The organism is Vibrio sp. V03_P4A6T147 (assembly GCF_002241085.1).
GTDB classification, from domain to species: domain Bacteria; phylum Pseudomonadota; class Gammaproteobacteria; order Enterobacterales; family Vibrionaceae; genus Vibrio; species Vibrio anguillarum.
The window spans coordinates 1-12,453 of the sequence record NZ_NDIO01000323.1 but is presented as its reverse complement, the minus strand read 5'-3'; the positions used below and the strand labels follow the sequence as shown (position 1 = coordinate 12,453).

The window sequence follows — 12,453 nt, the reverse complement described above, 5'->3', positions numbered from 1 at the left end:
TGTCTATATTATATCCATCCAAAAGTTTAGCTATTTCAGCATCGGCTCTGTCCTTTACTTTGTTGACAGTATCATTATCAACAGGTAAATAACCTATCGCCCCTTCTGCGAAGCCGAGTTTGTATGTTTGAACATCACTAAACCCTTTAGCATCGAGCATATCTTTACGAGCTTCCAACGATTGACTACATCTAGCCAGTAGATCCATTTCTTCTAAAAGAAGCACTTTTCCTTTCGCAAAGTTAAATCGTCCACACACATGATCAATTACCATCGATAATTTGTCTGTGGGCAATATCCCAACAGGACAGACAATAAAAATAGGATCAATGAACTCTTTTATGTCATGACTATTAGAGCTAGAGGATATATTTCGGTATTGGTCGATAGAAGAGCGATCTACATTGATAGGTATAATGGATGCTCGGCCTCCTTCCTCAACAACAATACGAGATATTCTATTTGCCAAGGTATGGTCACCCCCTCCTGACATATATGGATTGAGTATCACAACATCTCGTCCCTTGGTTGGCGCACTCGCCTCACTATGAACAGCTGCTGTGGGGGAAGTATCCAATAATGGTATGCATTGCACATGTTTGTGAGTAACTGACTTTACTGTTAACGGCAACTTATTTTCTGCGGTTGCCACAGGAGATGCTATACGATTACAAGCAGCAGATGATGGAATATTAGGGAACATATTCATTATTCCGAGGTCTAGGTTGATATAATTATCATCATACAAAAACTAAAAGTAGCCGCTTACGGAAAATTTCTGTTTTTTTATGAATTCTACGAGGCGTTACGATTAATTAAACAAAAGTGGCGGGGAAAAGAAATGTAGCCTTCACCGAAAAACTGGTCGTTAGCAACTGGTTTTTTCCGTTTACACTGAAATGAAGCATCACAGATAGCCTTAGAAAAACTATTGCTACCGAAGTGTTAGGCGGTAGGAGGAGAGCTATTCGCTAACGAAAGCAATTCCCTCCCCTTTGAGGGGAGGGTTAGGGTGGGGTGAACACTGTCAATCCTCCCCCTAAAAGGGGGAGGAACAGTACAATATCGTCGATATTGTCTTCCGATATTAAATACAGAGCGGCTATTTAAAGCTGGGCGCTTTGTTGAAGTGGCTCTCAATCATTCTTTGAGTGATGGGATGAGTTGGATTAGACAATACTTCTTGTGTGTCACCCGATTCGACTACTTCGCCTTCGTGCATCACCATAATTTTATCAGTAATGTGTTTTACAATACCAAGGTGTTGAGAGACATACACAAACGAGACACCCATCTCTTCTTGCAGTTCTAGAAACAAGTTAATCATCTGTGATCGCATTGCCATGTCTAGCCCGTTTAATGCTTCATCAGCCACAATGATCGACGGTTGTAGAATCAGTGCTCGTGCCAAGCAAATCCGCTGTTTTTGCCCGGTGGCGAGCATTTGCGGGTAGAAGTAGGCGTGCTCTGGTAATAACCCAACGCGCAATAGCGTATCTTTCACGCGCTTCATGCGAGCTTCAGGTGGCATATTGGTGTTTCTTTTGAGCGGCCCTTCTAGAATACGACCAATTTGAATTCTTGGGTTGAGCGATGTGTTCGGATCTTGAAAAATCATTCGAATCAGCTTACAGCGCGTGGAGTAATCCTTGTGTTCCAATAACTCTCCATTAACGCGTATCTCGCCAGCCGAGGGTTCAACCATCCCTGCAAGCATGCGTGCCAATGTCGATTTGCCAGAACCATTTTGGCCAATAAAACCAATGGTTTGCCCTGCTTCTAACGTAAAGCTGACCGGTTTGACTGCATGCTGAATTTTCTTGCGAAACAGACCAGAACGGGTAATGAAATCTTTAGTTAACCCGCTCACTTCTAATAATGACGCACTCATGATTGTTGCTCCATATTGAGTGGGAAATGACAGGCAAACTTATGATTTTTAATACGTTGTGGATACGGTATTTCAACGCATTGGCGCTGAGCATAGGGGCAGCGAGGCCCCAACCGGCAACCAATCGGTAAATGTTGCAAGGGTGGAATGGAACCCGGTAAGGATTGCAATTTTTCTTTATGCGGGATCCAATCACTAAAATCAGGCATCGCTTTCAGTAGTGCGGCCGTATAAGGGTGTTTGGGTTCACTCAATATTTTCTGGGTATCTGCTGACTCAACAGACTGACCGCAGTACATCACTGTAATACGGTTGGCCCATTGGGTAATGGTAGTTAAGTCGTGGCCAATCAATAGAATCGTGGTGTTATTGACCTGATTCATCCGGCTGAGCAAGCGCAATATCTGTGATTGGGTAATGGGGTCCAAATCGTTCGTTGGTTCATCAGCAATCAAAATTTTTGGTTTGGTTGCGATAGCCATCGCAATCATCACCTTTTGGCATTCACCATCAGTTAGCTCATAGGGGTAGCTACTCATGATGCGCGCGTGCTCTTTGATTCCTACTTTATGTAAAAGGGCAATCGCTTGTTTTTTACGCCATGTAAAACGCTGCCACCATTTGCCTTCAAATGTGCGCGATGGAATTGATTCAATCAGCTGTTTTCCCACTTCATCTGAAGGGTCTAAGCAGGTTGATGGTTCTTGAAAAATCATCGCGATGTCTCGGGCAATCACTCGCCGGCGTTCGCGCGGCGTCAGCTGAAGTAGATCAATATTACCTAAGCGCATGCGGTCGGCGGTGATGGTCCAATTATCTTTGCATATTCCTACGATGGCTTTAGCCACCAAGCTTTTTCCTGATCCAGATTCTCCCACCAATCCGCGAATTTCGCCTTCGTTCATGGTTAAGCTCATGCGATCGACTGCTTTTACCATGCCTTGTGGCGTATCAATTTCGATGGTGAGATGGCGAATATCTAATAATGGCATTATTCCACCCCTGCATTCAGAGCTTGTCGTACACCTTCACCGACTAAGTTGATGATGATCACCGTAAACATAATCGCTAAACCGGGGAGAGTGACTGTCCACGGTGCGAGGTAAATCAGCTCAACTGAATCACCTAAGATGGTGCCCCATTCGGTGCTTGGTGCTTGAGCACCCAAACCAAGAAAGCCCAAAGCGGTGATGTCTAAGATGGCAATGGATAACGCGAGTGTTATTTCGTTGGCGATGACAGCAAGTACATTGGGTAAAATGGAGTTCCACAACAGATAAAAGTCATTGGCACCATCTAAACGTGCGGCGAGGATATAGTCTTTTTCTACTTCGTTGTGTACGGCAATATACACCGAACGAACAAAGCGAGGGATGAGTGCCAAACCAATCGCAAGCAAAATATTGAACTCGCCAAAACCGAGCAGTGCCACAAAAATAATGGCAAGCAGCAATGATGGAATCGACATGACCGTGTCGAGTAAGTGGTTCAATGTACTTGATAGTAATCCTTTGGTCATGCCTGCCATGATACCGATAAAACAGCCGATCACCGCCGCGATAGCGGTGATTAAAATAGCGGCAGCGAAGGTGTATTGGGTACCATCAATCAACCGTGACAAGATATCTCGGCCTAAATCGTCGGTACCTAAGAAAAATTCGACAGTACCCGCAGGATCCCAAGAAGGCGGTATTAATAGGTTGCTCGTTTGCAACTGCGGATCATGAGGGGCTATCCAAGGAGAGGTGAGGGTAATCAACACAATGAGTCCTAAGCACCACAAGCCAAACATCGCCAAACTGTTATTGCGATAGCTGCGCCAAAACCGCTCAAACTGAGTCGGAATATGCTCTTCCTGATAAATGTTATTTGTTAGCATACCATTCCTTTCTTACCAGCGGGTTAACCATAGCGCCAATCAAATCAGACAGAATGTTTGCTGTGAGAACGAGCGTACCAACTACGATCACGCCGGCTTGAATGGAGACATAATCTTGGTTAGATAATGCATCGAGCAGCCAACGGCCGATTCCCGGCCAGTTGAAGATGGATTCAGTAATAATTGCTAGCGTTAACATACTCGATAACTGAACCCCGAATTTAGGAATAATAGGTGGAATTGCATTTCTCAGCACATGCTCGGTGACAATTTCGTAATCACTTAAACCCTTAATTCGAGCGGCGCGTATATAGTTCTGAGCCATTACATCGGCCACCGAAGAACGCATCAGGCTCACCACTTGTGTCGTCGGTGCTAGAGCCAGTACCAAGCAGGGTAAAATCATATGTTCAATAACACTTTGCAAAGCATGAGCACGGTAGTTGCCTTCAGCGAAAAAAGCATCGATCAGAGCGAAACCTGTCACGTGTTCCACTTGGTAGAGTAGATCATAACGTCCTGAAACAGGAAACAGCTCATAATGCAGTGAAAAGACCATGATCATTAGCAAAGCTACCCAAAATAGCGGTGCTGAATAGCCGGACATTGACGTGAAGGAGATGACGGTATCAATCCATTTACCTTGCTTCATTCCTGCGAGCGTACCAATAGGGAGACCAATTAACAAAGAGAGAGTAAAAGCAATGAGGCATAACTCCAGCGTTGCTGGAAAGACCATCGCCAGTTCGTCCACAATCGGGACACCACTGTGATTGACGCCAAAATTCAGTTGCAGCAGTTGCCCTAAATAGGTTGACCAACCTGACCAAAATCCATGAGCAGTTAGAGGCGACTGTGGATCTAAGCGCAGCAGCGCAAACCCGACCATAGTCAAAATGAGTAACGTGATAATAAATAAGTTGAGTCTGCGTACCGTATATAAAAACACTATTCGATCCTCTCAACCGTATTGAAGGGTTGTACATTAAATGGGCTGAGTTTAAAGCCCGTTAATGTTTTGCTGTACGCTTTAAATTGCATGCCGTGTGCCAATGGGATAACCGGGAACTCTTCATTCAAGATATTTTGCGCTTGTTTGTATAAGTTAAGGCGATAGCGTGACTTGTCTACTTCCAAGGCCAAATCGAGTAGAAAATCGAAATCACTATTGCACCACATCGAGGCATTGAGCCCTGAGCGATCTGAATTACATGAGAGCAGTGGACGCAAAAAGTTATCTGGGTCTGCGGTATCGCCATTCCAGCCCGTTAAAATCAGATCAACGTTGGCGTGCTGGGTCAAATTTGAGCGATCGAGGCGGTCTTCCGTGATGATATGCAATGTAATACCAATGTCGGCAAGGTTAGCGTTAATTAACTCGGCGGTTTTACGTGGGCTTGGATTATAGGCATGAGACTCTGCAGGAACAGACATCGTCAATTCCAAGTTGGCGTAATAGCCAGCCTCTTTAAGTAATGCGATCGCGTAGTTACGATCATAGCGAATTTGAATACTGTCCTTTTGATAGGCCCAAGAGGAGGGGGGAAGAATGTTATAAGCAATACTTCCTGTACCGTAATAGACCGAGTCCAAAATATTTTGGCGGTTGATCGCAAAATTAAGCGCTTTACGCACGCGAACATCACTGAGCGCAGGGTGAGAGGTATTCACAGCAATATAAGACACGTTCATCGCAGGCTTGGCATCAAGCTCTATTTCCGATTGCTGCTTGATAATAGGGATTTGGCTTGAAATAGGCGAGCTGAGCACATCGCATTCATGCCGTAGTAGTTTGGCGAGTGTCCCTGTGCCTCGGTTGGAGACATCAAATACGACTTGTTCCATCTTCGCCACGCCATTCCAATAAGCGCCATGACGACGGAGGCGGATAAGGTCATTCACTTTAAATTCGTCTAGATAAAATGGTCCGGATCCAACAGGATGGCTGTCGATCATGCTTTTTTCATCTTCAATCACTAATTGATTAGCATACTCATAGGAGAGTATGACAGCGTGACTGGTGGCGATATTGGATAAAAAGGAGTTGTCGGGACGGCTGAGGGTAAATTTAACCGTGAGTTCATCCAGAGCTTGAACATCGATCAGCAAGTTTTTGAAATCAATACCCGCAAACCATGGGTAGACGCCACTATTGACGTAATGAAACGGGTTGGTTGGGTCAATGATTCGGCGAAAGCTGAAGACCACATCATCGGCATTAAGAGCGCGAGTCGGTGTAAACCAAGCGGTTGATTGAAATTGAACGCCATCGTTTAGCTTGAATGTATACTCTGTACCCTGTGGATTCACTGTCCAACTCGTGGCCAGACTTGGTATCGGTTGTAAGGTTTCTGAATCCAATTGCAACAGCGTGTCGTAAATCTGTGGGCTGAGAGCTTCAGACGTAATGCCGCTCTCAACCAATTGTGGGTTAAAAGTGGTGGGATTGCCGTGACCACAATATACGAATCCGCTCTGGCGAATTTTACTATGGTCAATTTGTTCGCTACAGCCTATCAGTAGGCTAAAGCTGCATATTCCTAGTGCGAATCGTATCAATGTTTTCATAAAGAGAAATAACTGTGAGAAGTAAGGCAAACAAAGCTAATCATTATGCCTCAAAATCCTGATAATCTACCATTTTTTGTTGATCTAAACCTAGGGTTAATCATCATTGCTGCCGACGAGTTGATATTTTCTCACCATACCTCTCAATTGGTGGTAGCTCAAGCCGAGTAATTCTGCAGCTTGTCTTTGATTAAACTTACTGGCATTGAGCGCGGCACTCAGTAGTTGTCTGTCCTGATCCTCCTGCCACATTTTGTAATCCATCGGAAATTCAAAGCCAGTGGTGTAAGTATGGCGATCTGTGGAGATATTGCCAGTAAGGTCATCTGGTTTGTGCCACTCATTAGCAAAAGGGTTAAAAACCAAGTTTTCAATCGGATGGGAGGCCGTTCCGTGTTGATAGACAGCACGCTCCACGACATTTTTAAGTTCACGCACATTTCCCGGCCACAAGTAGTGTTGAAGCTGATCTGCCGCTTCTGCACTAAACCCGACAAAGAGCGCTAAGTTCAGTTCACGGCACATCTTAATCGCGTAATACTCAGCAAGTGGCATAATATCTTCTTTTCGCTCTCTTAGCGGTGGAAGCTGGATCACATCAAAGGCCAGTCGGTCGAGTAAGTCAGCTCGAAACTTTCCAATTTCAGCTAATTGTGGAAGATTGGCGTTGGTTGCGCAGACGATACGGACATTCGCATTAAGCCGTTGGCTACCGCCGACACGTTCGTAATGTCCATATTCAATCACTCGAAGTAGTTTCTCTTGTACAGCAAGCGGCGCGGTGGCGAGCTCGTCCAAAAAAAGAGTTCCACCTTCCGCCCGTTCAAATCGTCCTTGGTGACGTCCTTTGGCTCCGGTAAACGAGCCTGATTCATGGCCAAAGAGCTCAGAGTCAATTAACCCTTCACTCAAGGTTGAACAGTTTAACGAAACCAGTGGTTGGTCCCAACGTTTGGAAAGATAGTGTAAGCGCTGAGCGATTAACTCTTTGCCCGTTCCTCGCTCGCCAATAATTAATACCGGCCTATCAATCGGTGCAAGCTTAGAGACTTTATCCAGTACCGATAAAAATTGAGGCGCTTCACCCAGTAAGTTTTGTTGCATGTTCACTCTCCACACTGTGATTGAAAGGGTGGTTAAATTCACCAACTCTTGGCGAAAATCATCATAGCACAGTAATCTTATTCTATGAGATATTATCTAATTTATTGATTATAAATAGATTTATATATGGCATGAAACTTGGTTATCTCTTCTCGTCTTAACGTTTTGAGCGATTTAAAATAGCTCACCAATAACTACATCGTCATGAACAACTAATCAGGAGATTGAACATGGGTATTTTTTCTCGTTTTGCCGATATCGTAAACTCGAATATCAGTGCACTGTTAGATAAAGCGGAAGATCCTGAAAAGATGATCCGCTTAATCATCCAAGAGATGGAAGACACCTTGGTGGAAGTACGCACCAATTCGGCCAAAGCTATTGCGGATAAGAAAGAGCTCGCGCGTAAAGTGGATTCTATGGCCTCTCATATTGAAGATTGGCAACAGAAAGCGACCTTGGCGCTTGCTAAACAGCGTGAAGATCTCGCTCGCGCTGCTTTAATTGAAAAAAAGAAATTGCAAGAAATGCAGAAAGGCTTGCACACTGAACAAACCTTGGTAGAAGAAACTATCGATAAATTGACTGGGGAAATCGGTAAGTTAGAGGCTAAAATTGCCGAAACACGGGTGAAGCAACAAGCTTTGGCACTTCGTAGCCAAACTGCGCACAACCGTCGTGATGTGCAACGTCATTTGCATACTAGCCGTACTGATGAAGCGATGGCGAAGTTTGAACAGTACTCGCGTAAAGTCGATGAACTTGAAGCTGAAGCCGATCTCTACGCTATGTCCGGTAACGCTAAGTCACTCGACCAAGAATTTGCTGAACTTCAAGCGCAAGATGAAATTGAACAAGAGCTAGCAAAACTGAAACAACAAATGGACAAAAACCAATAACGAGGAGTGGCATATATGTCATCATTTTTTATCGCAGGTCCACTGATTGTCTTTTTGATTTTTGTTGCACCGATATGGCTTTTTCTGCATTACAGAGGTAAACGACATAGCAGCAACTCATTGTCACAAGAGGATTTAGAGCGGATCAAAGCGTTATCTGAAAAAGCGGAAAAACTGCAAAGCCGTGTTGAAACCCTTGAACGCATCTTAGATGCTGAATCACCGACTTGGAGGCAAAATCATGGCTAGCCGAGAACTCTATAAAGATCCGGTCAATGGCAAAATAGCTGGCGTATGCGCTGGGCTTGCTAATTATCTTGGGTTAGAAGTTTGGTTGGTGCGTATATTGGTCATCTCGGCTGCACTACTCGGTGGTGGTTTTTTAGTGCTTTTAGCTTATATGGCTTTGATGCTGATGTTAGAAAAGCAGCCTACTCAGTATGTTGAAACGCTAAAAGCCCAACGCGAACATACATTGAAGAATAAGCCTTGGGAGCAAGGACAAACCGCCGAAGCTTTGCTGGCGACATTGGATCAAGATTTAACTCGAGTGGATCAGAAAATCCGTAAAATGGAGGCTTATGTCACCTCTGAAGCATTTAAAGTCAATCGTGAGTTTAATCAGCTTTAAAAGCAAAGCTGGCACGTAGATTTGCAGTGTCATTGTTCAACTGACACTGCAAATGAAGGTAAGGGTAAGGAAACAAAAAATGAAGCATCATACAGAAATGACTTGTGCATGGGCGATGAATCACCCTTTAGAGCGCGATTATCACGATAATGAGTGGGGCATTCCCGTTTACGATGATGTCAAGTTGTTCGAATTTTTGACGTTAGAAGGTGCGCAAGCTGGGCTGAGCTGGATTACGATTTTGAAAAAGCGCGAAGGTTATCGCTTAGCCTTTGACGGTTATGATCTTGAAAAACTGGCTCAGTACGACGAAACGCGGGCACCTTACATTATCGAACATTTCGATGTGGTGAAGCACAAAGGAAAAATTGCCTCTGTCTATTCCAATGCACGAGCGGCTTTACTGTTGCAGCAAGAGTATGGTTCCTTATCCAAAGCATTGTGGCAGTTTGTGGATGGTCAACCAGTGCTCAATCATTGGCAGCAGATGAGTGATATCCCTACATCGACGCCCACGTCTAAGGCGATGAGCCAATTTCTAAAGAAAAAAGGCTTCAAGTTTATTGGCGAAACGATTTGTTATGCTTTTATGCAGGCGGTGGGTATGGTGAACGATCATTTGGCTGATTGCCCCAAGCGTTAATTTTTCAGGGTAACCTAATATGCAAAAGACCGCTGAAGATTCAGCGGCCTTTTGTTCTTCCGCTCATATTATGCACGCAGAGCAAGCTGTGCACTGTAGCGTTCTAATCCCGCTTTTAGATCAGCGATCAGATCGTCTACATCTTCAAGACCAATATGCACTCGAATCAGTGTACCTGCAAAGTGCGGGTGTGCGACGGTTCTTAAACTATCAAAGCTTTTGGGTTCATTAGCTAAAATCAGGCTTTCAAACCCACCCCATGAAAAGCCCATACTAAAATGTTGCATGCCATCGAGCAAAGCCGTCGTAGCTTTTATATCACTGCTCTTTAATACAAATGAAAACAGCCCGTTACCACCAGTGAAATCACGCTGATAAAACTCATGTCCAGGACAAGTCTCTAAGGCAGGATGGCGAACGTGATCCACTTCAGGTTGCTCTGCTAACCAGTGTGCAATGGCTAAGCTATTTTGAGCATGTTGACGTAAGCGAACATCTAACGTTCTTAGCCCTCGTAGCCCTAAATAAGCGTCATCAGGTGAGACACATTGTCCCATCAAATAGCTTTGCTCTCGCAATTGATCCCAGCATTTTTCATTGGCAATCGCTGTTCCTAACATCACGTCTGAGTGGCCAACAATGTATTTCGTCGCCGCTTGGATCGAAATATCAACACCATGTTCAAAAGGTGAAAAGTTCACGCCTGCCGCCCAAGTGTTATCTAGCATGACAATGATGTCATGTTCATGTGCAACCCGCGCTAAGGTTGGGATATCTTGCACTTCCATCGTGATCGAACCGGGCGATTCAGTGAACAACACTTTGGTATTGGGTTGGATCAAAGCACGGATTCCTTCACCTATGGTCGGTGGGTAGTAGGTCGTTTCTATGCCCATTTTTTTCATGATTTTTTCACAAAAATCACGAGTAGGTTCATAGCAAGTGTCGACCATCAGAATATGGTCACCCGTTTGCACAAAGGAAAGAATACTATTGGCAATGGCGGCCGCACCGCAAGGGAAAAGCGCGCAACCGACGCCACCTTCAATTTCCACCATTGCTTCTTGGAACGCAAAGTGCGTATGAGTACCACGGCGTCCATAAAAGAGTGTTTTATTAGCCCGATTGACAGTGGCCTGATTTTTTTCAGCCACACTATCAAATACAACGGTAGAGGCGCGCTGAATAGGTGGGTTGACAACGCCATTGGTCCACTTTTTACTACGACCCGCATTGACCAACAGTGTTTTTTTACCTTCTGACATCCGAAATCCTTGTCTGGGAGAGAGTTCGTTATTTAAAACATGGAGTTGCCTAGCTTGGCAACCCCAGTCAGATAAAAAGTTTACAGCAGCGGATTAAACAGATAGAACAATCGTTCAAAAAACCTATGATACAGCGGGCGTTGCTCCCATATTGGTAGCTCAACCAAGTGCGATTGTTCTATATAGTGTTGTTGTAGCCAGTTCATTTCTTGAGTGAAAGATTGGTCTTCAATCGCGAGCGTGACTTCAAAATTGAGCCATAAGCTGCGCATGTCGATATTCACCGTACCGACAAGACAGAACTGGTTATCGATCACGACTGATTTCGTGTGCAGCAAACCACCGTAGAATTCGTATATTTTCACCCCTGCTTCAAGTAGCTCGCCATAGAATGCGCGTGATGCCCATTTGACCATCAATGAGTCATTTTTGTGTGGAATAATGATCTCAACATTGATGCCACGCTGAGCCGTCATTTTTAAAGTTGCAAGCAAGTCTGCACTCGGTACAAAGTAAGGGGTAGTGATCCTAACGGATTGGTTTGACTGATTAATCGCCAGTGTTAACACTTGGGAGATTAAGTTTTCTGGCATACCAGGGCCTGAGGGGACAACCTGTACAGGATGATGGGGCTGATCTGGAGCGATAGTACATTCTGGTTGTGCTGGCAACATGCGTATTCCTGTTTCCACCTCCCAGTCCCAGCAATGTACTGCGGACAGCACATTGACCGCAGGCCCGGTAATACGAACCATAATATCGACCCATTGACCCACACCGGAGTTTTGCTTGAAATAGGCCGGGTCAACCAAATTCATCGAGCCTGTGTAGGCAATTTTATCGTCGATAACAATGATTTTACGATGTTGGCGTAGGTCTAAGCGGCGTAAGAACATTCGCCACGGGCTCACTTCTAACGCTTGGACGACGTCAATTCCTGCGTCTTTCATCATGGTATACCAATGACTTTTGAAAAAGCGGGGGCTCCCTGCGGAATCAAGCAGCAGCTTAACGTGCACATCCCGTTTGGCCGCTTGGATCAGAGCCGACGCAACCGAATCCGCCAATCCACCTGGGTGCCAAATATAAAATACCATTTGAATACTGGTGTGAGCTTGTTCGATGTCGGCAATGATGGAATGCAGAATTTCGTTAGGGGAGGTTTGCAGTGATAACGTATTACCACTTAAGGCCGGAATCCCCATACGGTGGTTACACAGTTCATCAATTTTATAAATTTGAGCACCCATTCCCTCAGGGGCATGAGCCTGGCAATCGTTAAGCTGTCTAAACCAATCACCAAATGGAGCAAACATTTCCTTCGCACGCTCTGCACGCTTGCGCCCTAAATTTAGCTCACCAAAAAGAAAGTAGCAGATCACTCCCACAATCGGAATGATATAAATCACCATCAGCCAAGCCAGAGAAACACTCACAGCTCGGCGTTTCAATACAACGCGTAGCGTGACTGCGGCGACCAAAAACCAATAGAGTGCGATGCCTGCTAAAGTAAGAACGTGGTAAACCTTGTCCATGCCATTAATCTTGTCGATAGAATAAGTCACGATAGTAA

The 12,453-nt window shown here is 44.8% G+C and carries 12 protein-coding genes and 1 pseudogene; 4 read left to right on the top strand and 9 right to left on the bottom strand.

The window, feature by feature from the left end; genetic code table 11:
• From B9J84_RS12570 to pspF, 7 genes and pseudogenes are all read right to left on the bottom strand, one after another.
• Positions 1-709 (bottom strand): annotated as a pseudogene (locus B9J84_RS12570) (hypothetical protein); the annotation flags it as partial.
• Positions 710-1,102: 393 nt separating this feature from the next.
• A complete protein-coding gene (locus B9J84_RS12565) occupies positions 1,103-1,891 on the bottom strand; it encodes an ATP-binding cassette domain-containing protein (RefSeq protein WP_094124271.1) in 789 nt (262 codons plus the stop codon).
• Positions 1,888-2,883, bottom strand: coding sequence for an oligopeptide/dipeptide ABC transporter ATP-binding protein (locus tag B9J84_RS12560; protein WP_010320232.1), 996 nt, complete (start codon positions 2,881-2,883; stop codon positions 1,888-1,890). The genes B9J84_RS12565 and B9J84_RS12560 overlap by 4 nt, the downstream gene beginning before the upstream one ends.
• A complete protein-coding gene (locus B9J84_RS12555) occupies positions 2,883-3,770 on the bottom strand; it encodes an ABC transporter permease subunit (protein ID WP_013857042.1) in 888 nt (295 codons plus the stop codon). Before B9J84_RS12555 ends, B9J84_RS12560 begins: the two co-directional genes overlap by 1 nt.
• Positions 3,757-4,719 carry an ABC transporter permease subunit gene (locus B9J84_RS12550; protein WP_013857041.1) on the bottom strand — a complete coding sequence of 321 codons (963 nt, stop codon included), beginning with the start codon at positions 4,717-4,719 and terminating at the stop codon, positions 3,757-3,759. Before B9J84_RS12550 ends, B9J84_RS12555 begins: the two co-directional genes overlap by 14 nt.
• Positions 4,719-6,338 carry an ABC transporter substrate-binding protein SapA gene (gene sapA, locus B9J84_RS12545; protein WP_038149069.1) on the bottom strand — a complete coding sequence of 540 codons (1,620 nt, stop codon included), beginning with the start codon at positions 6,336-6,338 and terminating at the stop codon, positions 4,719-4,721. Before sapA ends, B9J84_RS12550 begins: the two co-directional genes overlap by 1 nt.
• Before the next feature lie 96 nt (positions 6,339-6,434).
• Positions 6,435-7,442, bottom strand: coding sequence for a phage shock protein operon transcriptional activator (pspF, locus tag B9J84_RS12540; RefSeq protein WP_179217564.1), 1,008 nt, complete (start codon positions 7,440-7,442; stop codon positions 6,435-6,437).
• 230 nt (positions 7,443-7,672) lie between these two features.
• On the opposite strand from pspF, the gene pspA reads away from it, so the two are divergent.
• Genes pspA through B9J84_RS12520 form a run of 4 tightly spaced genes read left to right on the top strand, consistent with a single transcriptional unit; the run spans position 7,673 to position 9,615 of the window.
• The gene (gene pspA, locus B9J84_RS12535; RefSeq protein ID WP_026027628.1) at positions 7,673-8,341 is read left to right on the top strand and encodes a phage shock protein PspA; all 669 of its coding nucleotides are present in this window, start codon (positions 7,673-7,675) and stop codon (positions 8,339-8,341) included.
• A 15-nt stretch (positions 8,342-8,356) separates the two neighbouring features.
• Positions 8,357-8,590, top strand: a complete 234-nt coding sequence (pspB, locus tag B9J84_RS12530; protein ID WP_026027627.1) for an envelope stress response membrane protein PspB — start codon at positions 8,357-8,359, stop codon at positions 8,588-8,590.
• Positions 8,583-8,972, top strand: a complete 390-nt coding sequence (gene pspC, locus B9J84_RS12525; protein ID WP_013857036.1) for an envelope stress response membrane protein PspC — start codon at positions 8,583-8,585, stop codon at positions 8,970-8,972. The genes pspB and pspC overlap by 8 nt, the downstream gene beginning before the upstream one ends.
• A 52-nt stretch (positions 8,973-9,024) precedes the next feature.
• Positions 9,025-9,615 carry a DNA-3-methyladenine glycosylase I gene (locus B9J84_RS12520; RefSeq protein ID WP_013857035.1) on the top strand — a complete coding sequence of 197 codons (591 nt, stop codon included), beginning with the start codon at positions 9,025-9,027 and terminating at the stop codon, positions 9,613-9,615.
• A gap of 68 nt (positions 9,616-9,683) precedes the next feature.
• Here the strand turns inward: B9J84_RS12520 and B9J84_RS12515 are convergent, their stop codons facing one another.
• Both B9J84_RS12515 and cls read right to left on the bottom strand, forming a co-directional pair.
• Positions 9,684-10,880: a cystathionine beta-lyase gene (locus B9J84_RS12515; RefSeq protein ID WP_094124269.1), complete on the bottom strand. Its 1,197-nt coding sequence runs from the start codon at positions 10,878-10,880 to the stop codon at positions 9,684-9,686.
• Positions 10,881-10,960: 80 nt separating this feature from the next.
• On the bottom strand, positions 10,961-12,415 hold the full coding sequence (gene cls, locus B9J84_RS12510) for a cardiolipin synthase (protein WP_094124272.1): 1,455 nt from the start codon (positions 12,413-12,415) through the stop codon (positions 10,961-10,963).
• Between the last annotated feature and the right edge of the window lie 38 nt (positions 12,416-12,453).